The organism is Klebsiella sp. WP3-W18-ESBL-02 (assembly GCF_014168815.1).
Lineage (GTDB): Bacteria > Pseudomonadota > Gammaproteobacteria > Enterobacterales > Enterobacteriaceae > Kluyvera > Kluyvera ascorbata_B.
The window spans coordinates 2,499,023-2,520,014 of sequence record NZ_AP021972.1 but is presented as its reverse complement, the minus strand read 5'-3'; the positions used below and the strand labels follow the sequence as shown (position 1 = coordinate 2,520,014).

Annotated in this window: 30 protein-coding genes; 23 read left to right on the top strand and 7 right to left on the bottom strand. The window is 57.0% G+C overall.

Translation table 11 applies throughout. From position 1 onward, the window contains the following. The 5 genes from H7R56_RS12010 to H7R56_RS11990 are packed head-to-tail and all read right to left on the bottom strand — an operon-like array spanning position 1 to position 4,396. Positions 1 to 1,167: an ExeA family protein gene (locus tag H7R56_RS12010; protein WP_048994574.1), complete on the bottom strand. Its 1,167-nt coding sequence runs from the start codon at positions 1,165 to 1,167 to the stop codon at positions 1 to 3. An 11-nt stretch (positions 1,168 to 1,178) separates the two neighbouring features. Then, positions 1,179 to 2,948 (bottom strand): integrase catalytic domain-containing protein, encoded by a 1,770-nt coding sequence (locus H7R56_RS12005; RefSeq protein ID WP_048994573.1) that lies wholly within the window; start codon positions 2,946 to 2,948, stop codon positions 1,179 to 1,181. Positions 2,949 to 2,951: 3 nt separating this feature from the next. After that, positions 2,952 to 3,860 (bottom strand): DUF3102 domain-containing protein, encoded by a 909-nt coding sequence (locus H7R56_RS12000; RefSeq protein ID WP_048994567.1) that lies wholly within the window; start codon positions 3,858 to 3,860, stop codon positions 2,952 to 2,954. 9 nt (positions 3,861 to 3,869) lie between these two features. Next, a complete protein-coding gene (locus tag H7R56_RS11995) occupies positions 3,870 to 4,175 on the bottom strand; it encodes a helix-turn-helix domain-containing protein (RefSeq protein WP_000042842.1) in 306 nt (101 codons plus the stop codon). Next, positions 4,172 to 4,396 (bottom strand): hypothetical protein, encoded by a 225-nt coding sequence (locus tag H7R56_RS11990; RefSeq protein ID WP_001041677.1) that lies wholly within the window; start codon positions 4,394 to 4,396, stop codon positions 4,172 to 4,174. Before H7R56_RS11990 ends, H7R56_RS11995 begins: the two co-directional genes overlap by 4 nt. A gap of 88 nt (positions 4,397 to 4,484) precedes the next feature. Between H7R56_RS11990 and H7R56_RS11985 the strand changes: the two genes are divergently transcribed. Both H7R56_RS11985 and H7R56_RS11980 read left to right on the top strand, forming a co-directional pair. After that, complete coding sequence (locus tag H7R56_RS11985; RefSeq protein WP_044241752.1) at positions 4,485 to 4,895, top strand: helix-turn-helix domain-containing protein; 411 nt, start codon at positions 4,485 to 4,487, stop codon at positions 4,893 to 4,895. Between the two features lie 41 nt (positions 4,896 to 4,936). Beyond that, on the top strand, positions 4,937 to 5,464 hold the full coding sequence (locus H7R56_RS11980; RefSeq protein ID WP_227537752.1) for a hypothetical protein: 528 nt from the start codon (positions 4,937 to 4,939) through the stop codon (positions 5,462 to 5,464). Between the two features lie 47 nt (positions 5,465 to 5,511). On the opposite strand, the gene H7R56_RS11975 is transcribed toward H7R56_RS11980, so the two are convergent. Further along, positions 5,512 to 6,282, bottom strand: a complete 771-nt coding sequence (locus H7R56_RS11975) for a DNA adenine methylase (protein ID WP_048994563.1) — start codon at positions 6,280 to 6,282, stop codon at positions 5,512 to 5,514. A 243-nt stretch (positions 6,283 to 6,525) separates the two neighbouring features. On the opposite strand from H7R56_RS11975, the gene H7R56_RS11970 reads away from it, so the two are divergent. Beyond that, positions 6,526 to 7,092: a DUF2441 domain-containing protein gene (locus H7R56_RS11970; RefSeq protein ID WP_048994562.1), complete on the top strand. Its 567-nt coding sequence runs from the start codon at positions 6,526 to 6,528 to the stop codon at positions 7,090 to 7,092. Here H7R56_RS11970 and H7R56_RS11965 read toward each other — a convergent pair. Then, a complete protein-coding gene (locus H7R56_RS11965) occupies positions 7,013 to 7,336 on the bottom strand; it encodes a hypothetical protein (protein WP_024160641.1) in 324 nt (107 codons plus the stop codon). The genes H7R56_RS11970 and H7R56_RS11965 overlap by 80 nt on opposite strands. 131 nt (positions 7,337 to 7,467) lie before the next feature. On the opposite strand from H7R56_RS11965, the gene H7R56_RS11960 reads away from it, so the two are divergent. The 20 genes from H7R56_RS11960 (at position 7,468) to H7R56_RS11865 (ending at position 20,953) form a co-directional block, all read left to right on the top strand. After that, positions 7,468 to 7,818 carry a putative holin gene (locus H7R56_RS11960; RefSeq protein WP_048994561.1) on the top strand — a complete coding sequence of 117 codons (351 nt, stop codon included), beginning with the start codon at positions 7,468 to 7,470 and terminating at the stop codon, positions 7,816 to 7,818. Positions 7,819 to 7,820: 2 nt separating this feature from the next. Beyond that, positions 7,821 to 8,549 (top strand): transglycosylase SLT domain-containing protein, encoded by a 729-nt coding sequence (locus H7R56_RS11955; RefSeq protein ID WP_048994560.1) that lies wholly within the window; start codon positions 7,821 to 7,823, stop codon positions 8,547 to 8,549. Then, positions 8,533 to 9,183 carry a lysis system spanin subunit gene (locus H7R56_RS11950; protein ID WP_048994559.1) on the top strand — a complete coding sequence of 217 codons (651 nt, stop codon included), beginning with the start codon at positions 8,533 to 8,535 and terminating at the stop codon, positions 9,181 to 9,183. The genes H7R56_RS11955 and H7R56_RS11950 overlap by 17 nt, the downstream gene beginning before the upstream one ends. Further along, on the top strand, positions 9,180 to 9,512 hold the full coding sequence (locus H7R56_RS11945; protein WP_000175096.1) for a hypothetical protein: 333 nt from the start codon (positions 9,180 to 9,182) through the stop codon (positions 9,510 to 9,512). Before H7R56_RS11950 ends, H7R56_RS11945 begins: the two co-directional genes overlap by 4 nt. Then, on the top strand, positions 9,505 to 9,816 hold the full coding sequence (locus tag H7R56_RS11940; protein ID WP_006122433.1) for a hypothetical protein: 312 nt from the start codon (positions 9,505 to 9,507) through the stop codon (positions 9,814 to 9,816). The genes H7R56_RS11945 and H7R56_RS11940 overlap by 8 nt, the downstream gene beginning before the upstream one ends. Further along, positions 9,816 to 10,361: a DUF3486 family protein gene (locus H7R56_RS11935; RefSeq protein WP_011410682.1), complete on the top strand. Its 546-nt coding sequence runs from the start codon at positions 9,816 to 9,818 to the stop codon at positions 10,359 to 10,361. Before H7R56_RS11940 ends, H7R56_RS11935 begins: the two co-directional genes overlap by 1 nt. Then, a complete protein-coding gene (locus H7R56_RS11930) occupies positions 10,358 to 11,881 on the top strand; it encodes a Mu-like prophage FluMu protein gp28 (RefSeq protein WP_048994558.1) in 1,524 nt (507 codons plus the stop codon). The genes H7R56_RS11935 and H7R56_RS11930 overlap by 4 nt, the downstream gene beginning before the upstream one ends. Continuing rightward, complete coding sequence (locus H7R56_RS11925) at positions 11,881 to 13,377, top strand: DUF935 domain-containing protein (protein ID WP_048994557.1); 1,497 nt, start codon at positions 11,881 to 11,883, stop codon at positions 13,375 to 13,377. The genes H7R56_RS11930 and H7R56_RS11925 overlap by 1 nt, the downstream gene beginning before the upstream one ends. Continuing rightward, a complete protein-coding gene (locus H7R56_RS11920) occupies positions 13,358 to 14,179 on the top strand; it encodes a phage head morphogenesis protein (protein ID WP_032637445.1) in 822 nt (273 codons plus the stop codon). The genes H7R56_RS11925 and H7R56_RS11920 overlap by 20 nt, the downstream gene beginning before the upstream one ends. 2 nt (positions 14,180 to 14,181) lie before the next feature. After that, positions 14,182 to 14,640 (top strand): phage virion morphogenesis protein, encoded by a 459-nt coding sequence (locus H7R56_RS11915; protein WP_006122439.1) that lies wholly within the window; start codon positions 14,182 to 14,184, stop codon positions 14,638 to 14,640. 214 nt (positions 14,641 to 14,854) lie between these two features. Further along, the gene (locus H7R56_RS11910) at positions 14,855 to 15,952 is read left to right on the top strand and encodes a hypothetical protein (protein ID WP_048994556.1); all 1,098 of its coding nucleotides are present in this window, start codon (positions 14,855 to 14,857) and stop codon (positions 15,950 to 15,952) included. Positions 15,953 to 15,965: 13 nt separating this feature from the next. Continuing rightward, on the top strand, positions 15,966 to 16,919 hold the full coding sequence (locus H7R56_RS11905) for a hypothetical protein (protein WP_048994555.1): 954 nt from the start codon (positions 15,966 to 15,968) through the stop codon (positions 16,917 to 16,919). Positions 16,920 to 16,929: 10 nt separating this feature from the next. Next, the gene (locus tag H7R56_RS11900) at positions 16,930 to 17,286 is read left to right on the top strand and encodes a DUF2190 family protein (protein ID WP_048994554.1); all 357 of its coding nucleotides are present in this window, start codon (positions 16,930 to 16,932) and stop codon (positions 17,284 to 17,286) included. Between the two features lies 1 nt (position 17,287). Beyond that, a complete protein-coding gene (locus H7R56_RS11895; RefSeq protein WP_000271666.1) occupies positions 17,288 to 17,734 on the top strand; it encodes a gp436 family protein in 447 nt (148 codons plus the stop codon). Continuing rightward, positions 17,734 to 18,198, top strand: a complete 465-nt coding sequence (locus H7R56_RS11890; protein WP_001101809.1) for a Gp37 family protein — start codon at positions 17,734 to 17,736, stop codon at positions 18,196 to 18,198. Before H7R56_RS11895 ends, H7R56_RS11890 begins: the two co-directional genes overlap by 1 nt. Beyond that, positions 18,198 to 18,449: a hypothetical protein gene (locus H7R56_RS11885; protein WP_000666495.1), complete on the top strand. Its 252-nt coding sequence runs from the start codon at positions 18,198 to 18,200 to the stop codon at positions 18,447 to 18,449. Before H7R56_RS11890 ends, H7R56_RS11885 begins: the two co-directional genes overlap by 1 nt. After that, positions 18,439 to 19,866, top strand: coding sequence for a phage tail sheath subtilisin-like domain-containing protein (locus H7R56_RS11880; RefSeq protein WP_048994553.1), 1,428 nt, complete (start codon positions 18,439 to 18,441; stop codon positions 19,864 to 19,866). Before H7R56_RS11885 ends, H7R56_RS11880 begins: the two co-directional genes overlap by 11 nt. Next, a complete protein-coding gene (locus H7R56_RS11875) occupies positions 19,863 to 20,387 on the top strand; it encodes a phage major tail tube protein (protein WP_162837902.1) in 525 nt (174 codons plus the stop codon). The genes H7R56_RS11880 and H7R56_RS11875 overlap by 4 nt, the downstream gene beginning before the upstream one ends. Position 20,388: 1 nt before the next feature. Next, a complete protein-coding gene (locus H7R56_RS11870) occupies positions 20,389 to 20,682 on the top strand; it encodes a Gp49 family protein (protein ID WP_048994552.1) in 294 nt (97 codons plus the stop codon). Next, positions 20,672 to 20,953: a hypothetical protein gene (locus tag H7R56_RS11865; RefSeq protein WP_000215406.1), complete on the top strand. Its 282-nt coding sequence runs from the start codon at positions 20,672 to 20,674 to the stop codon at positions 20,951 to 20,953. The genes H7R56_RS11870 and H7R56_RS11865 overlap by 11 nt, the downstream gene beginning before the upstream one ends. The last annotated feature ends 39 nt before the right edge of the window (positions 20,954 to 20,992 follow it).

Sequence of the window (20,992 nt, the reverse complement as noted above, 5' to 3'; positions counted from 1 at the left end):
TTAAACCCCCTTGACGACGTCGGCGTTGACCTGCGGAACCCCGATTTCAGCGGCCAGATTCATGGCTGCTATCACCAGGTTACTGACGGCCAGCGGATACAGCAGGCTGACCATGCTTTTACGGTTGCTGCCCAGATTGCTCAGGCGGGCACGGATGGCTTCCACTGCGCTGGCGTCCATGATGTCGGCCAGCTGCTTACCGGCACGTTGCAGTTTGAACGCCAGAAACTCTTCCAGGCTGTTGTCCAGCGGCAGCAGTTCAACCACCTCGCAGCGCTGGACGACCTCACGGACTTCCATGTTGCGTTCGGACAGTTTGTCCGCCAGTTCAGGCTGGCCAATCAGCACGATGGACAGCAGTTTTTTGAAGCCGGATTCCAGCTCAAAGAAGCGTTTGAGGTGCTTCAGCGTCGGGATGGGCAGACTGTGGGCCTCCTCAATCACCAGAACGTGGCTGAAACCCGCCTGACTGCTGTCCTTCAGGACGCGGTGCAACTGGCGGAAACGGGCGTCCTGGCTGCGTTTGATGCTCTCCAGTGGCGCGATGGTGCTGATGATTGCCTCAGCGATAGCTGCTGCCTTCAGGGTTTTGCCCTTCACGTCGTTGTCTTCCATGGCGATGATGTATGGCTCGATAACAATCACCGGTGCGTTCTCGCGGTTGACGCGTTCAATCAGGTCTCGGCGCAGCGTGGATTTACCCGCGCCGGACTCGCCGATAACCGCCAGAAAGCCACCGTGGCGGGCTGTCTGGAACAGTGCCTCACGCACGTAGCGGATATCCGGTGTGCTGAACACATCGTCCGCGCCCTGCATGGCCTCATCAGCGAACGGATCACGGAAAAGGCCAAACGCTTTTTTGGTTGCTGGAAATAACACCTGCTTTTTGAGTAACATGTTCTCTTCCTCACTGAGGTTGGTTTTATCGGTAGTACCCGCTGTACGGGGCGTGACAGCGCCCTGTGCAGCATCAAAACTCTTCGCTGTATCAATTCCCTGACTTTCCAGCCAGGACGCCAGACGCTGGCGCACCGCCTCCGGGCTGGTGCGGGGCCACTCGTTGTGGTTCACAATCTGGGCCAGCGTGGCCTCGGAAACGGCGACGGCTCTTGCCACCACCGCCTGCGGGATGCGGGCCTCTTTCAGTTGTTGCTTCAGTACCAGCATGTTTTTCCTCCTCAGTTGCCGTTAACGATGCTGATAACGCTGCTGCGGGCCGGAGCGGTCAGGGTGACCATCACCTCATCCAGTGCGGCTTCCGGTACGCCGTCCGGGTACCGTGCCGTTAACTGGCGGTAACATTCCGGCGTCCAGGTATGGCCGTTCGCGCTGAACTTCTCGCGCAGGGCTTTCGCCGCCTCCACATGGGTCAGCGGACGCTGCTCAATACGCGGCCCGCGCACATCTGAAGCCTGACCGCGCTTCGGTATATAGGCCGGAAGCGTGGTGTCGTCGATATGTTTATACGGGTCAAGTCGTCCGCCAAACGGCAGCGCCTTCGCCTTGCGTGCAGCAGCTGCATCGGCGGCGTTGTCGGTGCCGGTGACCAGCTCTTCGATTTCTTTTGCCGCCGTTTGCGCCGGGGTCTCCGGCAGGGCTTTGTAGCTTTCGCCAAATACCGCCGCGCTTTCGGCAAAGCCGAACTCGTTCTTTCTGACCTCTTCGACCAGGAAAAACGTCTCGTGGCCGTCCTCGCCGGTCAGCACCACCTGCGCCACATCGCTGCGCCACGGGTTACGGGTAATCATCAGTTTTTCGCCGACCAGTACGCCCGGTACTGTAGAAACATCAAACTCAGCGCCCCGGAACGGTACACGCAGTTTTGATGTGACCTTGCGGCTTTCCGGCGCAGCCACTGCCAGTTCGCGGCATACCTCAACGGATGGCGCTTTCTTCAGTTGCTCGGCGGTAATTTTCAGCCAGATATCCGTGCGGGTTTTACCGTGGCGACTGTGGACTGCAGTGGCGTTAAAGTGGCTGCGCCATTTCACGGCCAGCGCGTTCAGTTCTTCCAGGCTGTGAACCGGCTGGAACTTGAGACCCGGCTCCAGCTTGCGTTCGATAATGTCACGGGCCTTTTCCACCTGCCCGGTAGCGCGGGCGTTATGCGGCTTGTGCGCTATCAGGTCGATGCCAAGCGAGCGGCACATGTTTTTCGTCATACCGGCGGTGTTCGCCGAGCCGGGGTCGAGATAGAGTATTTTCGGCACACCGTGCAGTACGTCTGCGCCGCCGCGCTCCTGCATGGCGTTGATAAGCACAGAGCAAAGGTTTTCACCCGACTCCGCGCCCATCACGTACTCAACGTAAATCCAGCCGCTGGTGTGGTCGGTAATCTCGTAACTCCACACGCGGTCACTGGCGATGCGGGCAATGTTGGCGGGCTTGTTCTTGTAGAATTTCGCGCTGTCCATCACCTGCAGCCCTTTATGGCCGTTGCTCAGGTAGTAGAGCGTACAAAGTGAGGCATCAATCTCCCATACGTGATTGGGATGCAGGCTGGCCATCTCGGACGACGGAGCCGGTGCGTCAAGCTGTTCCGGGTGCAGGCCATAGTTACGCAGGGCGCGGCTGATGGTGTCCTCGGACAGCGGGAAAAACTCGCCTGTCGCCTCATCCGTTCTGCCTGCGGTGATAAAGCCGTTTGAACGCAGGGTCTCCACCGCATCCGCGATGGAATAGAGGCGCTTACCGTTCTTACGGGTGGCCTCGCGCAGCGTGGCGGATATCACCGCGGCTTCGTCGCGGCTCAGGGCGCTGCGCCCGGCATCGGCGCGTTTTTTGCGTTTATCAGTCACTGATACCTCCTTCAGCTTGCGCAGCAGGGTGGCGCGGGACATGCCCAGTTCAGCGCAGGCGGCGTCGTATATTGCACCGCGCTTACCATGCCCCGCGTCACGTGCCGCGCGGGCAACATAAACCAGTCGTTCAGTCAGGGCGGCACTCATGGGTTATGCCTCCTGCCCGTTAATCTGTGGCATCGGGTCAGTCAGCCATGAAGGGGCGGCGTTGCCAGTCGGTTCGTCCGGCAGGTCAAATGTGGAGCGCAGGCTACATGCGGTACTTTCCAGTTGGCAGACCAGACCCGCCATGAAGTCTCTGGGTGTATCAATCATGTTTTCAGCGCAGTATGCGCACAGGGTCTCAAAGGCGCTGGACAGCCGAACAGCAATGGCAGATTCGGCCTCAACCGCTAACGCCGTCACTTCCGCGCGTAACTTCTTCACTTCTTCGTCAGGCTTGGGTGGCTGGATACGGGATTTCTTCTCCAGTTTTGTGGAAAGCGAGTCGATTTTTTCGTTTTTGTCGGCCAGCACGCGCTGTTGCGCTGCGTTGGTTTCGCGCGCTTCGCGCAGGGCTGCTTTCAGTTCTCGGCTTGTCATGCGATCGATATCGTCGAGGCTCATACCAGCAATCGTGCCGCCATCGGCTAATTCGGCGAGGTCTTCGTCATTTTCCGTCATCAATTCAAACAGCTTTGTTTTACCCAAAAGCGCAAGCGCTTGCGCTTTTGGTTCAAGCTTGGGAGACAAGTATTTGAGTGATGCCTGCATCATCACCTGCGCGGTACGTTTGGACAGGGATAACTGAGACTCGACGATGTCGATGAAGTCACCATGCGGTTCATTTTCTTTGAGAATTACCAGTCGCTTACCGGCCTCCAGCATGGCTTCAGCACTCTGAGCCATGTAAAAACGTGTTTCATGGACAATACGATCACGTTCATACGGCAGCCCATCACCAAACTGCTGCATGATTTCGAGGCGATGTTCGGACATAGCATTAAGATTGACGCTGAGACCATCGGTCAGCGGTGCATCTTCCACTAATTCAACTGGTTGTGATTTTGTGCGTCCCATTTCAACTCCTTAGCGACTGCCAGCCATAACACGCTGGTTAATTTCATTGATACGATCCTGTGCCCGTGCCATTTCGGTACTGTGCGCCATGGCGATTTGTAAGAGCTGGACTCCAGGGGCAAAACGACCGTTATCCAGTTTCAGGGCCAGTCCTTCTTCGATAAGGGTATTCAGCGCACGATTGATATTCGCCGGTGACTCACCCAGAGCCGATGCCAGTTCACCGTTAGAAACACCGTTCAGAGCGTGACCGCGTAAAGCTTTAAGGACACGCAAAATACGGGTACCTGAGCTTGATGTATTTGGTTTACTCATGACGCCTCCTTGAGGATGCCGGGGGTAACTTCTTTGCCTATTGCGACCGAAAGGTCTCGCAAAATCCGATAAGTCAAACGACCGCGTGGTAGTTCGCTTTTTCCTGCCCAGCGGCTGACAGCTTGGGTGACTGTTCGTGGCTCATAGCCCGCGTTAAGCGCGAACTGGCGCAAGCTACTGCCTCGTTCAACCAGCCGTGCCCGAACTTGTTGTTTGTTCATATGCACCGTGTTCCTGTTGGGTTATGATGTACTCTATTGGGTCTATTGTACGCACCCAAACGGGTATGTCAAATTGAGATATGTTCAAATGAGTATAAAAGAGAGATTGCGCGAAGCGATGGATGCTAAGGGTTTGACAATAAAAGCATTGTCAGACTTGTCGAAAATTCCATATCGCTCACTTCAAAACTATCTGCGTGGAGAGAGAGAACCTAATGCGGAGGCTCTTGTTGCGTTAAGCACCCATTTGAACATATCAATAGATTGGCTACTTACTGGTAAAGGGGAAGCTGTTGGGGTAGAGAAAGCACAGCCAGCTAATCAGGAGCAGCATTTCAACCAGTCTGATCTGAAATTACTGGAACTGCTCAACCAACTGGAGCCAGAGGTGCGAAAAGAGTTGCTGCGAGGCGCTGAGGAAAAACAGCGAATGATTGATATGGAAAAACAGCTTAAGGAGCTGTCCGCAGCGTTCGATAGATTAAAAAATACGGGTTAATCTGTTCCTATTAAGAACATTAGAGGTATAAGGACATGACTATGCGCAAATTATTTTTACCGTTGATATTTGTTTTATCTGGGTGTGGAGATAATACCGATCCTGCTGATACGTCCACCACAGCTAAGGAGTACACGGTTTTTAGCGTTGAAACAGATAATCCGGTTATAAAACGCGAATTACCGTTTATTCGCCAACAACTCCCCGGCCTGGATAAGTACGCGGACAGTTTTGAAAAAATCGAAGTATCCGAGGATAGCGAACGCCCGGTGACAACGGTGCAGTTTCATATTAAAGACGAAAATAATATTCCAAGTGACTACATAGCTTCTGGTCATAACTGTTATTTGTTCATATCAAATAACGCCCACGAAGTGAAAATATCTAAATCAGCATGTCAGGCTGTTTTTTTCGATAAAACGGATGTTCCCGGTGGAGACCTGACCGTGAAACTTGATAAGGAAAAAGTTCCTATGACAGATGATGGTGAGTCCCCGCGAGCAGGTTGTTTGAAGGCTTATTCACCAGAGCCAGATAATGATTATTGGACTTGTCCAAGGCAGGATTAAATGTTTAGGTGGTGCTGCAGATGCACCACCACCTTTAACTATCTCTTTCAAAAATTACAAATCACTAATTCTTTCCTTGGCGTAGCTTTACCTGTGACCTTCAAGTTGTAGCTGATATCAACTGTCTGAATGTTCAGTCCATTGAACGCCTGCCGCATTTCCGGGATATCGTTCACCGATATAATCATCTTCCCTTTGGTACTCCGCGCCAGCTCTGCCATGTGATCATAGTTTTCCAGCCCGAACTCCACGCCATAGCCTTCCGTTCCCCAGTACGGTGGGTCACAGTAGAACAGCGTATGCGGGCGATCATATCGCTCTATGCACTGGTACCAGTCCAGATGCTCTATCAGTGTTCTCGACAGGCGCAGGTGTGCCATCGACAGTTCTTCCTCAATACGCAGGAGATTGAAGCGCGGCGCACTGGTTGTAGAGGTACCGAATGTGTGATCGGCGACCTTGCCTCCAAACGCCTGTTTCTGCAGGTAGTAGAACCGGGCCGCCCGCTGTATGTCGGTGAGTGTCTCCTCCGGCGTATCCTGCAGCCATTTGTAAATCTGACGGCTGACCAGTGCCCATTTGAACTGGCGGACAAACTCTTCAAGGTGATGTTTTACCACCCGATAGAGGTTCACCAGCTCACCGTTGATATCGTTAATGACTTCGATCTTGCTGGGTGTCTTAAGAAAATAGAGCGCAGCTGCCCCGCAGAACGGCTCCACATAGCAGGTATGGGCTGGAAATAACGGTAAAATATGCTTCGCCAGACGACGTTTTCCGCCAATCCAGGGAACGATGGGCAAAGATTGTTCTTTCATTATCCGTAAGCCTTTTGCAATCAGTGAAAATATGGCAGGCTAGTCTGGTCTCGCGAGACTGACTGAACCCTGGTCGGCTCACAGTGCATACCTGTGGGTTGATGACCAGCCCGGTGTTCGAGCACCGGGCTGGTCGTTCTTTCACTGTCAGAGTGAAGTTTCGGGATACCTGATTTCTATTAACGCGATTTACTGGATGTCTTACCTACGTGCAGTGTTTGTTCGATAAGGATTGTTTTCTGAATGGGAACGTATTACACACTTGATTCCGCTAATCGTCTGCCTTCGCCTTGTCATGTAATTACCGGAAAATACGAACCTGAAGCGCCTGAGTTAGCCGCCTTCCTGCATCAGATGTATCCCGATGGTCTTTCCAAGCACGGTCATCACTATCTCTATAACCCCGGCCCTAAAATGGAAGATGACAGCGGAGTCAGCAGAAGTCTGCTGATCGGTCTGGTGTTTGAGTTAGTTCGCCGTAGCCATTTTCCTGACAAACCCTCCCGCTACCAGTCACTGTTTGCCTGTCAGCATCTGAGTGAAGTCAGGAAGTTCCAGGGATTACTGGCCGATGAGAGAGGCGAAGAGGAAATCAGAACGGCACCGATATATGAAGTCATCACAGATGAGCCGGTGCATCGCGGAGATATGAGGTTATTGAACAGTGATTGCCCGGTGCTGGAACTGTATCACCGGGCCTGGCTTTACTGGTCGGGAGAAGCGGCTCCGGTTAAGACTGGTGAGGAAGAACCGTTCTGGGAACTGCTGATTCCGCTTCCAGTATTCGTTGGTCGCAGGATAACTGAGTAGCAGGATTAGGTGCGGCTTTAAATCGTGATGTCGCCGCCACATTGCCAATCATCATGACGTTGTTTTCTCCGCTGGCGAAATGACTTCTTCTCTCTTCAAGTGCAACCAGCGCGTTTTTCAGTTCTGCAATCGCTTCGGTTGGGCAACATGCATCCACGCTTAGCGTGTAAGTTTTATTTTTCTCTCCGGTTCTGATCCCAAAGAGGAACCCTTTTTTAAAACCGGGCTGTTTCGGTTCAGTCATCGTGCTTGCCTCCCCTGTGTTTTGTGTGCCACCATTCTGGCCGCTTCCCTCTGCGAACACTTATAACGCGCTTTAAAATCCGTATCCCGCCACATTTGTGATGCTGTCTCCCACACAACAAGGAGACACTCATGAAAAACCTGAAAAAATTCATTCCCCCTGTTAAAAAGCCCCGTCTCAGCGGCTGGCTGCTGACCTCTGTGCTGTTACTCGGCACCATCGGTCTGGTATCGCCCCAGCAGTTGCCGGTGGTTGTCTACAAGCTGTCGCTCATCACGCTGGCGGCTGTGCTGGGCTACTGGCTTGACCGTTCGCTTTTCCCCAAATCCCGCCCCGGTCAGTACCTGAAGCACGATGACAGGCTGATGGCTGATGGTCGCTTCCCCGTCCAGACTGGCCTTCACCTGGTCTTTTCCGCTGCGCTAATCCGCCGTGCGTTGATTGTTGCAGCGGTCTGTCTGGCCGTGGCTACGGGGCTGTGACCATGAACTGGCCTCAAATCACCCTCATCATCCTGCTCGCCTTTGGTCTGGGCGTAACCGCCATCAAGCATGGCGAGCCACGCAACGATAAATACAGCTTCTGGTGGCAGCTCGCTGGCAACCTGGTGATTGCCTGGCTGCTCTGGTGTGGCGGTTTCTTCAGTCAGGCCCGCGCAGCCCAGCCGCCACAGGCCGCTCTGCAGTATCGCGACGATGTGATCCGTAATGCCCGGCTTGAATGGGGACTGTCTGCGCCGGTGGCCGATTTCGCCGCGCAGCTGCATCAGGAAAGCGGCTGGCGACCTGATGCGGTCTCGCCGGTTGGCGCTCAGGGGCTGGCGCAGTTTATGCCCGCCACCGCTGACTGGATAAGTCAGCTGATGCCGGGGCTGAACAGCCATGAGCCGTTTAATCCGGCATGGGCCATCCGGGCGCTGGTCAGCTATGACCGCTGGCTGTGGCAGCGCGTCAGCGCCGCCAGCAACTGTGAGCGTATGGCCATGACGCTGTCGGGCTATAACGGCGGTCTGGGCTGGGTACAGCGGGACAAACGGCTGGCCTCACAGAAAGGGCTGGACAGTGCCCGCTGGTTTGGCCATGTCGCCACGGTGAATGCCGGACGTAGCGCCGCCAACTGGCGGGAGAACCGCCACTATCCGCAGCGCATCCTGCGGGAGCTGGCTCCGCGCTATCTCACATGGGGAGGCAGCAGCTGTGTGGAACCTGGTTAAAAGATTGCCGTGGCGCGGCATGGTGCTGGCGATTGTTCTGGTGGCTGCTCTTTATGGGCTGAACCGCTGGGGCTATCACGACGGTTCTGAGGACGCAAAACGTGACGGTGACGCAGCGCTCAGTCGGCTGCAGTCAGCGTTTGATACCTACAAAACCGAACAGACCACGCTTGAGAACGCAGCGCTGCGGGCCTGGGCAAAGCGGTATCAGGAGCAGGTTGCCGCAGGCCATCAGGCCGAAGCCAGTTACCTTGAGCAGATTGCTCAGCTTGAGAGCCAGAAAAAACAACTACAGGGGCAAATTAACGATGTCACACAGCGCTGGATTGATGAAAAAGGTAAGAGCCATCCCATTGAGTGCGTGTTTACTCGCGGTTTCGTGCGCCAGTACAACACCGCGCTCGGATATGACAACGCATCCGTCGACACCGGTCATTCAGACACAACTGCCGCCGCTGGCACCGGCACTCGCGCAGCGTCCGGGCAACCTGAAGCCGCTGACGCCTGGCTACGCGACTCAGGCGTCTCCCAGCGTGACGTCCTCGCCAACATCATCGACAACGCGAAGCAGTGCCGCATCTGGCGCAGCCAGATAAACCAGCTGCTGGACGAACGGGAAGGATTACAGAAATGACGTTGCAGGTTGAATTCTGGACGGTGGTGGGCTTTCTCATCACCTTCATGAGCTTTGTCGGCGGTATGGCCAAGTGGCTGTTCAGTAAAGCGGAGGAGCGTCAGGCGGCGCGGTTCGCCTCCCTTGAGCAGTCGCTGCAACAGTCCGCCTCCAACTGGGGCGAGCTGGAAAAAGAATTTATGCGGTTTAAGGCGGATTTACCGCTGAACTACGTCCGCCGCGAGGATTACATCCGTGGCCAGACGGTCATCGAGGCCAAGCTGGACGCACTCTACAACAAACTGGAAGTGGTACAGCAGTACCGTCATACAGGAGGTCACCATGGTTGATATCGCCCGAGTGCGCCGGGAATCCCTGCGCTGGAGTCTGCTGGTTGCTCTGAACAAAACCCGCCCGTACACCGCCAGCGAGACGCTGCTGCTGGACGTGTCCCGCGCCATCTACCCGGACACCACGCCGCTGGAGCTGCGCCGTGAGCTGGATTATCTGGCCGACCGCAAGATGGTTGATCTGGAGAAAAAACCCTCCGGCGACTGGTTTGCCGACCTGACCCGCCTCGGCGTCGACCTGGTGGAATACACCGTGGAATGCGGCCCCGGCATCGCCCGCCCGGAAAAGTACTGGAGTGAATGATGGCCAGACGCAGCACGATAGAAAAGCTGCCGGAAGATGTGCGTCGCTGGCTTGAGCGGGCGCTGACTGAATCCGGCTTCAGTGGGTATAACGAGCTGGAGTCCCTGCTGCGTGAGCAGGGTTACGTCATCAGCAAATCGGCTATCCATCGCTATGGCCAGAAGATTGAGCGCCGCTATGGTGCCATCCGTGCGGCTACCGAAGCGGCCCGCATGCTGACCGAGGGAGCTGCTGACGATCAGGATGCGCGTTCGGAGGCGGTGATCGCCCTGATTCAGACCGAGCTGTTCGAGAGCATCGTCCAACTGCAGGAAGCGGAAGAAGGCGAAGTCGACCCCAAAGAGCGCGTGGCGCTGCTGTCGAAGGTGGCGAAGAACGTGGCCACGCTGTCCCGCGCGTCCGTCAACCTCAAGAAGTTCCAGTCCGAAGTCCGGGCCAGAGCGCAGCAGGCGGCCAGCAACGCCGAGAAGATTGCCCGTAAGGGTGGTCTGTCAACCGATGCGGTACAGGCGCTGCGCCGTGAAATTCTGGGGATTGCCACATGAGCCAGCTTGCTCCCGTTTTGCCTGATACCTCGGCGCTGGATATCCCCGCCGTTCTGATGCCTTACCAGCAGCGCTGGGTGGCTGATACGTCGCCGCTCAAGGTGATTGAGAAGAGCCGCCGTACCGGTATCACCTGGGCTGAAGCGTCCGATGATGTTCTGACCGCAGCCTCTTCAGCACCTGCGGGCGGGATGAACGTGTATTACATCGCCTATAACCAGGACATGACCGTCGAATATATCCAGGCGTGTGCGATGTGGGCACGGGCATTCAACTATGCCGCCAGCGAAATCGAAGAGGGTTTCTGGGAAGAGGACGAAGACGACAAGCACATCAAGACCTACACCATCAAATTCCCTGATTCGGGCTTCCGCGTTGTTGCGCTCTCAAGCCGTCCGTCTAACCTGCGTGGCCGTCAGGGCATCATTGTTATCGACGAAGCGGCGTTCCACGAGCAGCTGGACGAGCTGCTGAAGGCGGCACTGGCGATGCTCATCTGGGGCGGTAAAGTCCGCGTTATCTCCACCCATGACGGTGATGATAACCCGTTCAATACGCTTATCGGTGATATCCGGGCCGGACGTCAGGGGGGCAGTGTACATCGTATTACTTTCCAGGAGGCCGTGGCGGAGGGACTGTTCCACCGCGTCTGCCTGCGTACCGGGAAAGAATGGTCGCAAGCGTCCGAGCAGGCGTGGATGGCATCGGTATACAAATTCTACGGTGCCGGTGCATCCGAGGAGCTTGACTGTGTCCCGGCCAACGGAGGCGGCGCCTGGCTATCCCGCGCCCTGATTGAGTCCCGTATGTCGGCAGGCACACCGGTGTTGCGCCTGACCTGCCCGGAGGGCTATGAGCTGAAGCCCGACGACGTTCGGTGGAGCGAGACGCAGGACTGGCTAGATGAGAATCTGAAACCACTACTGGAGGCGCTTCCCGCCGATGCCCGCTCGTTTTTGGGGCGTGACTTTGGCCGCAGCGGTGACCTGTCAGTGGACTATCCCCTGCTGCAGGAGAAAAACCTGGTACGCCGCGTACCGTTCGTGCTGGAGCTGCGCAACGTGCCGTTCAAACAGCAGGAGCAAATCGCGTGGTATCTGATGGACGGCCTGCCAAACCTGATGGGCGCGGCGCTCGATGCCCGTGGTAACGGCTCTTACCTCGCCGAATACGCCATGCAGCGCTACGGCTCCAGCCGGGTTAAGCAGGTTATGCCTACTGAAAACTGGTATCGCGAGCATATGCCGCCAGTCAAGGCTGCGCTGGAAGATGGCAACCTGGTGGATTTACCGAAGGATGAAGACACGCTGGACGACTTGCGGGCCGTTCAGGTGGTCAACGGCGTTCCCCGCGTGCCGGAACAGCGCTCAAAAGCGAAGTCTGACAGTGGCAAACGTCACGGGGATTCAGCCATCGCGCTGGCGCTGGCGTACTTCGCCAGCCGTGAAATTAACAAAGGGCCGGTGAAGGCAAGCTCACGCCGTCGTCGTCAGGCGGCCCGTATGCTGGAGGATTACTGATGGCCCGTGGACTTTGGGTTTCACCCAATGAGTTTGTCTCTTTTGCCGAACCCAATAAAACGCTGACGGAGCAGATCGCCTCGCGCAGCCGCTCTATCGACTTCTTCGGGCTGGGAATGTACCTGCCTAACCCTGACCCCATTCTGAAATCTCAGGGCCGGGATATCCGCATCTATCGTGAACTGCGTACCGACCCGCTGGTTGGTGGCTGCATCCGCAGGCGTAAGGCGGCGGTCAAGTCGCTGGAGCGTGGTCTTGAGCGCGGTCATGCCCCGGCGCGGGTATTCAGCTTCATCCGGGATATGCTCGACGATCTGGATTTGTCCCGCATCATCGGCGAGATGACCGACGCTGTTCTCTACGGGTATCAGCCCTGTGAGATCATGTGGGGGCGTTCTGTTAAATCCTGGGGCATCGCCGATATCGTGGGTAAGCCGCCAGAGTGGTTCCAGTTCGACAATGACAACCTGCTGCGTTTTCGGGCAAAAGACGCCGGGCTGGAAGGCGAGCCGGTACCGCTGAACAAGTTCGTGGTACCGCGTCAGGACGCGACCTACGACAACCCGTATGGCTTCCCTGACCTGTCAATGTGCTTCTGGCCCGTGACATTCAAAAAAGGCGGCATGAAATTCTGGGTGCGTTTTGCCGAGAAATACGGTTCACCGTGGGTCATCGGCAAGCATCCGCGCGGGACAGCCCAGGGTGAGATTGACCTGCTGCTGGACTCCATGGAGGCAATGGTGGAAGACGCGGTGGCCGCCATTCCTGACGATTCCTCCATTGAAATCAAGGAGGCCGCAGGCAAGGCCGACAGCAGCGATATTTATCAGAACCTGATTACGCTTGCCCGCAGTGAAATCTCCATCGCCCTGCTGGGGCAGAACCAGACCACCGAGGCCAACAGTAACCGCGCCTCCGCGCAGGCCGGACTGGAGGTCACCGATGATATCCGTGACGCTGACGCTGATATCGTGGAAAGCTCGGTGAATCAGGCCATCAGGATGGCGGTATCAATGAACTTTGGCGATGTGGCCAGCCCCGTCTGGAAGATGTGGGAACAGGGAACGGTCGACGATACTCAGGCAACCCGCGACGAGAAGCTCAGCCGCGCCGGTGTGGTCTTCACCCCGCAATACTTCAAGCGTGAATACCAGTTGCAGGACGGCGATATTGACGAGACACCACCGTCAGAGCGCCAGAAGAACACGCTGCCGCTGTCGTTCGCCGAGGCCATAGATGCCGATATTCAGGCCCAGCAGGATCTCGATGATGCGCTGGATATTCTGATGAACGGTGGCACCTTAAACGGCGTACTTGCGCCGGTGCTGGAACCGCTCTTTAACCAGGTGAAAGACGGCGTTAACCCGTCTGAGCTGCTGGGGGCGCTGGCTGAACTGTACCCGCAGATGAATGCGGATGACCTGCAGGAACGGCTGGCCCGTATCATGTTTGTTGCAACTGTCTGGGGGCGTCTGCATGAGCGTGACAACGGCTGAACTGGCGTACTGCATGACGCTGCCCCCAAAACGGGCTGTCAGCTACCTGAAGTCCAAAGGGTATAGCTTCACGTGGGACTGGGAGGAGATGTGGCAGGATGCCCATGCCCGCGCCTTTACCGTCGCCAAAGTGACCCGGCTGGATATTCTGGAAGATATCAGGAGCGCCCTGCAGCAGGCACTGGATGAGGGCAAGACTGACCGCTGGTTCCGCCAGCAGCTGGAGCCGGAGCTGCAGCGCAAGGGATGGTGGGGGCCACGTGACACCACCGACCCGGTAACGGGCGAGCCGGTCACCATCCAGCAGGGCAGCCCGTGGCGGCTCGACACCATCTTTCGCACCAATATGTCCGTACTCTACAGCGCCGGTCGCTGGGCGGAGCAGATGGAGAACGTCGACGACAGGCCGTACTGGATGTATACCGGCATCAACGACAGCCATACCCGCAAGAGCCATCTGGCGCTGCATGGTCTGGTGCTGCGCTATGATGACCCGTTCTGGCAGGCGTTCTACCCGCCGAACGGCTGGCGCTGCCGCTGTGGCGTCATTGCCCTGAGCGCGGCGGATGTGCGTGCCCGTGGCCTGAAGGTGTCAGATTCTGGCTCAGCCATGGGCTGGGAGCTGAAGCTGGTCTCAGAGAAAACAGGCGAGATGCAGAACGTCGCCACCTTCAATACCGGTACCACGAAGGTGGCCACCGACGTCGGCTGGTCTTACGCGCCGGGGGCTGCATACCGTCCCGACCTTGCCCGCTATCAGGGTACGCTTCAGCCGCTGGCACAGCAGGAACTGAGAGGATAACGATGGCTTCCGATAACCTGGTCAATATCACCATTAACGATGAATCCCTGCGCCGGAGCCTCCGTGCGCTGGACCTGGCTGCCACAGACCTGGAACCCGCGATGCGCAAAATCGCCGGAACCCTGCTGGCGGAGACGCAGTTTAACTTTCTCGATGAGGGGCGTCCGGGGTGGACTCCCTCGCTGGCAGCAGAAGAGCGCGACGGACAAACACTGCAGGATACCGGGCGTCTGATGGGGTCGGTATCAACCGACCATGACGACCGGCAGGCAGCGGTTGGCACTAATGTCGTTTATGGGCCGATTCACCAGTTCGGTGGTAAAACGGGGCGTAATGAGTCCGTTGAACTTCCGGCCCGTCCGTTCCTGCCGCTGACAGGGGACGGTGAGCTGCAGCCTGAAGTGGTTGTCCCCATCCTCGATACGATTGTCCGCCATCTTGAAGCAGCGGCCCGTCGCTGAGTTTTGTCTCTACAGGCGGGTGATTTATCATTGCCAGCCGCTGAGGGGCTGTATTACCTTTATAAAGGCTTTACAGCCCCCGCTTTGCACCACTATTCGCCCGCAGCGTGACATTCCCCGTACTGATACCCCCGATTTTTTCTAAAGCAGATTAAAAGCGCTGCTGATGCTTTTTCCACAGACTGTCCCCGACAACGTAACGCGGGACAGCAAAATGCCAGCCATTCACATTTTTAAAGCCGGTACTCATACCGATATGCACGGCACGAAACTGCCGTTCACGCAAAGCGATCTTGCCGCCTGCGTGAAAGCCTATGACCCGTCCGTCCATGAAGCACCACTCGTTATTGGCCACCCCAAAACGGAAGACCCGGCGTGGGGCTGGGTGAAATCCCTGTCGCTTAGCGGCGGCGATCTGCTGGCAGAGCCTGACCAGCTCGACCCGCAGTTTGCCGAACTGGTGGGCAACGGACGCTTCAAGAAGGTCTCCGCCTCATTCTATCTCCCTGACTCACCGAACAACCCGAAGCCCGGCACGCTTTACCTGCGTCATGTCGGCTTTCTGGGGGCGCAGCCACCTTCCATTAAGGGGCTGAAGCAGGTCTCGTTTGGTGAGAAAGAAGAAGGCGTCGTGGAGTTTGCCGACTGGAGTGATATCACCAATGCCTCTTTATGGGGCCGTCTGCGCGATTTTCTGATCGCCCAGTTCGGGCTGGACGAGACCGACAAGGTACTTCCTTCATGGCAGGTTGATTCCCTGCGCGAAGAGGCTTACCGCGACACCGGGAAGTCTGAACCGGACTTCAGTGAACACAATCCCAACCCTCAACAAGAGAACAGCACCATGACTGAAGAAGAAATCAAAGCGCTTCAGGCGGAAAACACGCGTCTGAAAGCGGAAGCCACCCAGCGGGCGGAACAGGAAGCAAAGACCAGGCAGGACAAGCTGCACGCGGACAACGTCTCCTTTGCCGAGAAGCTGGTCGGCGCGGGTCGCCTGACCCCGGCAGCAAAACCGGTTGTTGTTGCCATTCTTGACGCGGTCTCTGCAGGAGACAAGCCGGTTGAGTTTGCCGAAGGCGATACCCGCACCCCGCTGGCCACGGCGTTTAAGACGCTGCTGGACAGCACTGATCCGGTACTGAATTTCAGTGAGCATGCGACCAAAGACCGCGTGAGCACGGATATCAAAACGACGTCAGCGGAGTTTGCTGAAGCCGACCCGGAACGTCTGGCGCTGCATCAGAAAGCGCTGGAACTGTCGAAAAAAGAAGGCATCAGCTACGACGCTGCTGTCTCCCGCTGCCTGTAATTAAGGAGAGAACATGTCTGACTATTTAAAGGGTAAGCGCGTCGTTGACCCGGTGCTGACCAGCATCGCACGCGGTTATAAAAATGCCGCGTTCATCGGCGAACGCATCTTCCCCATTGTCCTTACCGATAAGGAAGGTGTGACCGTGCCGACCTTCGGTAAATCCGCTTTTGTGGAGTACGACACCGAGCGTGCCGTGGGGGCTGACAGTAACGTTCTGGTGCGCGAGAAAACCGGCAAGCTGGACCTGGTTCTCAACGAGCACGATCTGGCTGCGCCGGTGGACTATCGCGAGCAGGCGGAGTCGATGTTCAACGAAGAGGCCAAAGCCATTCGCCGTGTGACGAGCGGCGTCAACCTGAAGCGCGAACTGTATGCGGCCCGTCTGGCCCAGGACAAAAACGTCTATCGCGCGGCTAACGTCAAAGCGCTGGCTGCGGCTGACCGCTGGGGCGGTGGTAAGGGTGACCCGATTGGCGTCATTGAAGGCGGGATTGAGGCGGTACGTAACGCCACCGGCCTGCGTCCGAACCTGATGACCATGGGGGCAAGCGTCATGTCGCTGCTGAAGTTCCACCCGGCGATTCAGGCCGCGATTGGAGCTAACGAGCGCAAGCGTATCACCATCGAAATTCTGAAAGACCTTTTCCAGCTGGAAGATGTGGCGATCGGCGAGCCGGTCTCCATGGCCTCCATGAAAGACGCGCAGAACAAGGACAAAGCCCCGACCGATATCTGGGGCGACAACCTGATGCTGCATTACGTCGGCAAACCCCAGCCGGGAACCGACAGCGCCGACGAAAACGAACCGTCCTTCGGTTACACCCTGCGCCGTAAAGGGATGCCGGTGGCGGATAAGTATGACGGCGTCGGCGGCAAGGTGAAGTACTGCCGTTATACCGATATCTACAAAGTCGCTGTGGTCGGTGGCGATGCCGGGTATCTCGTCACCAACATTGTGAAATAAGGAGACGGTCATGGGTACAACTCAACAGGTCATTCTGACCACTACCGTGACGGCCAGCGCGGCGCTGACGCAACAGCGCTTTGTCGGTGCAGATAACGCGCCCTGTCATGCCGGAGCCGTCGCGCTCGGCGTGGCAGAGGTGGATGCCGCTGCCGGTGATGTAACGCCAGTCAACGTACTGGGTATTGTTGCCGTCGAGGCCGGTGCGGCAGTCTCCAGAGGGCAGATCGTTCAGTCGGATGCGAACGCCTGCGCCGTTCCTCAAGTCCCCGCAGCCGGTGAGACCCCGGCAGGCATTTCTGCCGGGGTTGCGCTGGATGAGGCACTGGCCGAAGGCGACGTTATCCGCATCCTGCGCGGGGTGTGATATGTACTGCACCCTCGCGGATTTGCTTGAGCAGGTGCCTGAGCGGACGCTTATCCAGCTCACCAACGAGGAGCTGGACTTCGACTCGCCCGCGACGGTGAAAACTGAGGTGGTGGACAGCTGTATTCGCTATGCAGATGAGCTGATTGATGCCCATCTGCGCGGACGCTATACCCTGCCGCTGGCGGAGATACCGACCGTTCTGCGGGATATTGCCATCACGCTGGTGCGTTACCGGCTCTACACCCGCCGCCCGGAAGGGGCTGTCCCGGATACCGTGAAGGATGACCACAAAGAGGCCCGGCGACAGCTGGAGGGGTTGCGTGACAACAAGCTGACGCTGGGGCTGCAGTCCACTCAAAAAGACGTGCCTGAGTCCGGTGAAATCCGGGCGCGGGCACGTCGCCCCACCTTTGGCGGGCGCGATGGCTTACTGGAGAAATACTGATGAACGTTCTGCCCGTCCTCGATGCAGTACTGACCCGGTTACGGGAGAAGCTGCCGCAGCTGCAGGTGGAGTACTTCCCGGAGAAACCGGCTGAGTATCGCCTGAATCATCCGGTTGGGGCGCTACTGGTGAGCTATGCCGGGTCGCGCTTCGATAAGCCGAATGATATCGGTGCGGTGCTCCAGACTCAGACTATCCAGCTCTGCGTCACGGTAGTTTTCCGCCAGCTCAACGGTAAAAGAGGCGCGATTGACGTTCTGGATGCAGTCCGTCGCATCCTCGGTGGCTACACCCCGCCGAACTGCCGCCGTCGCATCTGGCTGACCCGCGAGGTGTTTATCGGTGAGGTCAAGGGGCTGTGGCAGTACGCCCTCGACTTTGCCACTGAAAGCGTCTTTATCGAAGACAGCGATTTACCGTCCGGCCCGCTGTTAACCGAAGTGAACTATGAGGAAAGCGAGTGATGAAAGAATACCGCTATTCCGGCCCGGCCAGCGGCGTCACGCTGTCGGACGGAACCGAAATCCTGCTCTGGCCGGGGAAGAATGTTTCCCTGCCGGAGGAGCATGACTATGTGAAGGTACTGGTGGCGCTGAAGCATCTGACACCGGTATCTGAAGAGACTAAACCCGCCAGCACACCGGTTGTGCAGTCACCAAAGCGCAGGAACGCCGGCGACAACGATGTGAAAACGGAGGACTCCCATGGCAGCTAACTATCTGCATGGCGTCGAAACCATTGAGGTGGAAAACGGTGCCCGCCCGGTAAAAACGGTGAAGTCTGCCGTCATTGGCCTGATTGGTACCGCCCCGATGGGGGACGTCAATACGCTGGTGCAGTGCCTGTCTGAGAAAGATGCAGCGGCGTTTGGCAGCCAGCTCACCGGCTTTACCATTCCGCAGGCGCTGGATGCGATCTACGACCATGGGGCAGGCACCGTTCTGGTCATTAACGTGCTTGATCCGGCTGTGCATAAAACCGCTGTGTCCGATGAAGATGTGACGTTTGACAAAGCGACGGGCAAGGCACAGCTGGCTAATCCGGTGGTCGCGCAGCTGGTACTGAAACCGGACAGCGATGGCCAGCCTTATGTGGAAGGTCAGGACTACTCGCTTGATGCACAGACCGGAGTGATTACCAACCTTGGTAAGAGCATTGCCGCAGATGCAACGGTGAAGGCCAGCTATAACTATGCTGATCCAACTAAAGTCACCCCGGCTGATATCATCGGTGCCGTTAACGCTGCGGGCAACCGTACCGGCATGAAGCTACTTAACGATAGCTTCAACCTGTTTGGCTACTTCGCAAAAATACTGATTGCCCCGGTCTTCTGCACCCAGAACAGCGTCTCGGTTGAGCTTATCGCCATGGCTGAGAAGCTGGGCGCGGTGACCTACATCGACGCGCCGATTGGTACCACTTTTGCGCAGGCTCTGGCGGGGCGTGGCCCGGAAGGCACCATTAACTTCAACACCAGCTCCGACCGCGTCCGTCTGTGCTACCCGCACGTCAAGGTGTACGACGCGGCCACCAACAGCGAACGGCTGGAGCCGCTGAGCCAGCGTGCTGCAGGTCTGCGTGCCAAAGTCGACCTGGACAAGGGCTACTGGTGGTCGTCCTCCAACCAGGAAATTCTGGGTATCACCGGCGTGGAGCGCCAGCTGTCGGCAATGATTGACGACCCGCAGAGCGAGGTGAACCTGCTCAACGAGCAGGGCATCACCACGGTCTTCAGCAGCTACGGCAGCGGCCTGCGTCTGTGGGGCAACCGTATGGCGGCATGGCCAACGGTCACCCATATGCGCAACTTTGAGAACGTTCGCCGTACCGGTGATGTGATCAACGAGTCCCTGCGTTACTTCAGCCAGCAGTACATCGACATGCCGATTACCCAGGCGCTGATTGATGCGCTGACGGAGTCGGTCAACGCCTACGGTCGCAAGCTGATTGGCGACGGTGCGCTGCTGGGCTTCAGCTGCTGGTTTGATCCGGCCCGCAACGAAGAGACGGAGCTTGCCGCCGGTCACCTGTTGCTGAGCTACAAATACACGCCACCACCACCGCTGGAGCGACTGACGTTTGAGACCGAGATCACCTCGGAATATCTGTTAACCCTGAAGGGGAATAGCTGATGGCAAAGATTGAGATCAACCGCATCACGAATGCCAACATCTACCTGGATGGCGCTAACCTGCTGGGCCGGGCCGAGGAGGTCAAACTCCCGGACGTCTCCATGACCATGCAGGAGCATAAGGCGCTGGGGATGGTGGGCAAAGTGGAACTCCCGGCAGGCTTCGACAAGCTTGAGGGCGAGATCAAGTGGAACAGCTTTTACCGCGACGCGATGCTGTCTGCTGCGAACCCGTATAAGTCGCTGGCGCTGCAGTGTCGCTCCAGCGTCCAGCGCTACAGTTCGCAGGGGTTGATTGACGAAATTCCGCTGGTCACCTTCCTGACAATCATGTTCAAGAAGAACCCGCTGGGGACGTTCAAACAGCACGAGAACGCCGAGTTCTCCAGTAGCTTCACCTGCACGTACATCAAGCAGGTACTGGATGGTGAAGAGCTGCTGGAGCTGGACTATCTGGCCAACATCTTCCGCGTCGGCGGCGTTGACCAATTGACCGACTACCGTATCAATATCGGGGGGTAATATGGTGGTCCCCAAAGTTGAGCGCAAAACGATAGACGACCTGGTAGCGTCGCTGAATTATCAGACCCACCACTTTCCGGGCACCACGCTGACCATTGCTGTTGCACTGATGCCGGATGGCTTTATGGTCAGCAGTGGATTCAGCGCCACGGCGCATCCGGGGCTGTTTGATGAAGAGACCGGCAGGAAAGTAGCCATCGCTAAAGCGCAGCACAATGCGACTGAAGCGCTGTGGCAGTTTGAGGGATACAGGCTGAAGTCCCAGTTGGCATCGGGGAACCACGATGACCGTTGAGATCGAAGATAAAGGCGGGAACTGTGGTTCGATTGGCATGGGAAATGGCACCTGGTTTACCATCCTCGATATTCCGGGAGTGGAAAACCTTTTTAATACCCAGAAAACCAATGACCCGATTGACTGCACACGCTCTAAAGCACGAAAGCTCGCTGACCTGATTGAGGCATGGGAGCCACCTGACCACTGGTTCACCGGCATCGGCAAATCTGAAGGAAAGGCGCTTCTCATTGCCTTCCTGCGTAACTGCAAAGGCTTTCGCACTCACTGATACCAAAGGGGCTTCGGCCCCTTTCTTCTTAATCCCCTT

Excerpts from the sequence above, each read along its gene's own strand:
- H7R56_RS11940 (WP_006122433.1), top strand. The coding sequence starts at position 9,505 with ATGGTTGATATCGCCCGAGTGCGCCGGGAATCCCTGCGCTGGAGTCTG.
- H7R56_RS12000 (WP_048994567.1), bottom strand. The coding sequence starts at position 3,860 with ATGGGACGCACAAAATCACAACCAGTTGAATTAGTGGAAGATGCACCG.
- H7R56_RS11885 (WP_000666495.1), top strand. The coding sequence starts at position 18,198 with ATGAAAGAATACCGCTATTCCGGCCCGGCCAGCGGCGTCACGCTGTCG.
- H7R56_RS11960 (WP_048994561.1), top strand. The coding sequence starts at position 7,468 with ATGAAAAACCTGAAAAAATTCATTCCCCCTGTTAAAAAGCCCCGTCTC.
- H7R56_RS11900 (WP_048994554.1), top strand. The coding sequence starts at position 16,930 with ATGGGTACAACTCAACAGGTCATTCTGACCACTACCGTGACGGCCAGC.
- H7R56_RS11995 (WP_000042842.1), bottom strand. The coding sequence starts at position 4,175 with ATGAGTAAACCAAATACATCAAGCTCAGGTACCCGTATTTTGCGTGTC.
- H7R56_RS11930 (WP_048994558.1), top strand. The coding sequence starts at position 10,358 with ATGAGCCAGCTTGCTCCCGTTTTGCCTGATACCTCGGCGCTGGATATC.
- H7R56_RS11970 (WP_048994562.1), top strand. The coding sequence starts at position 6,526 with ATGGGAACGTATTACACACTTGATTCCGCTAATCGTCTGCCTTCGCCT.
- H7R56_RS11985 (WP_044241752.1), top strand. The coding sequence starts at position 4,485 with ATGAGTATAAAAGAGAGATTGCGCGAAGCGATGGATGCTAAGGGTTTG.
- H7R56_RS11915 (WP_006122439.1), top strand. The coding sequence starts at position 14,182 with ATGGCTTCCGATAACCTGGTCAATATCACCATTAACGATGAATCCCTG.
- H7R56_RS11945 (WP_000175096.1), top strand. The coding sequence starts at position 9,180 with ATGACGTTGCAGGTTGAATTCTGGACGGTGGTGGGCTTTCTCATCACC.
- H7R56_RS11910 (WP_048994556.1), top strand. The coding sequence starts at position 14,855 with ATGCCAGCCATTCACATTTTTAAAGCCGGTACTCATACCGATATGCAC.
- H7R56_RS11975 (WP_048994563.1), bottom strand. The coding sequence starts at position 6,282 with ATGAAAGAACAATCTTTGCCCATCGTTCCCTGGATTGGCGGAAAACGT.
- H7R56_RS12005 (WP_048994573.1), bottom strand. The coding sequence starts at position 2,948 with ATGAGTGCCGCCCTGACTGAACGACTGGTTTATGTTGCCCGCGCGGCA.
- H7R56_RS11895 (WP_000271666.1), top strand. The coding sequence starts at position 17,288 with ATGTACTGCACCCTCGCGGATTTGCTTGAGCAGGTGCCTGAGCGGACG.
- H7R56_RS11920 (WP_032637445.1), top strand. The coding sequence starts at position 13,358 with ATGAGCGTGACAACGGCTGAACTGGCGTACTGCATGACGCTGCCCCCA.
- H7R56_RS12010 (WP_048994574.1), bottom strand. The coding sequence starts at position 1,167 with ATGCTGGTACTGAAGCAACAACTGAAAGAGGCCCGCATCCCGCAGGCG.
- H7R56_RS11865 (WP_000215406.1), top strand. The coding sequence starts at position 20,672 with ATGACCGTTGAGATCGAAGATAAAGGCGGGAACTGTGGTTCGATTGGC.
- H7R56_RS11935 (WP_011410682.1), top strand. The coding sequence starts at position 9,816 with ATGGCCAGACGCAGCACGATAGAAAAGCTGCCGGAAGATGTGCGTCGC.
- H7R56_RS11880 (WP_048994553.1), top strand. The coding sequence starts at position 18,439 with ATGGCAGCTAACTATCTGCATGGCGTCGAAACCATTGAGGTGGAAAAC.
- H7R56_RS11890 (WP_001101809.1), top strand. The coding sequence starts at position 17,734 with ATGAACGTTCTGCCCGTCCTCGATGCAGTACTGACCCGGTTACGGGAG.
- H7R56_RS11870 (WP_048994552.1), top strand. The coding sequence starts at position 20,389 with ATGGTGGTCCCCAAAGTTGAGCGCAAAACGATAGACGACCTGGTAGCG.
- H7R56_RS11925 (WP_048994557.1), top strand. The coding sequence starts at position 11,881 with ATGGCCCGTGGACTTTGGGTTTCACCCAATGAGTTTGTCTCTTTTGCC.
- H7R56_RS11965 (WP_024160641.1), bottom strand. The coding sequence starts at position 7,336 with ATGACTGAACCGAAACAGCCCGGTTTTAAAAAAGGGTTCCTCTTTGGG.
- H7R56_RS11905 (WP_048994555.1), top strand. The coding sequence starts at position 15,966 with ATGTCTGACTATTTAAAGGGTAAGCGCGTCGTTGACCCGGTGCTGACC.
- H7R56_RS11980 (WP_227537752.1), top strand. The coding sequence starts at position 4,937 with ATGCGCAAATTATTTTTACCGTTGATATTTGTTTTATCTGGGTGTGGA.
- H7R56_RS11955 (WP_048994560.1), top strand. The coding sequence starts at position 7,821 with ATGAACTGGCCTCAAATCACCCTCATCATCCTGCTCGCCTTTGGTCTG.
- H7R56_RS11990 (WP_001041677.1), bottom strand. The coding sequence starts at position 4,396 with ATGAACAAACAACAAGTTCGGGCACGGCTGGTTGAACGAGGCAGTAGC.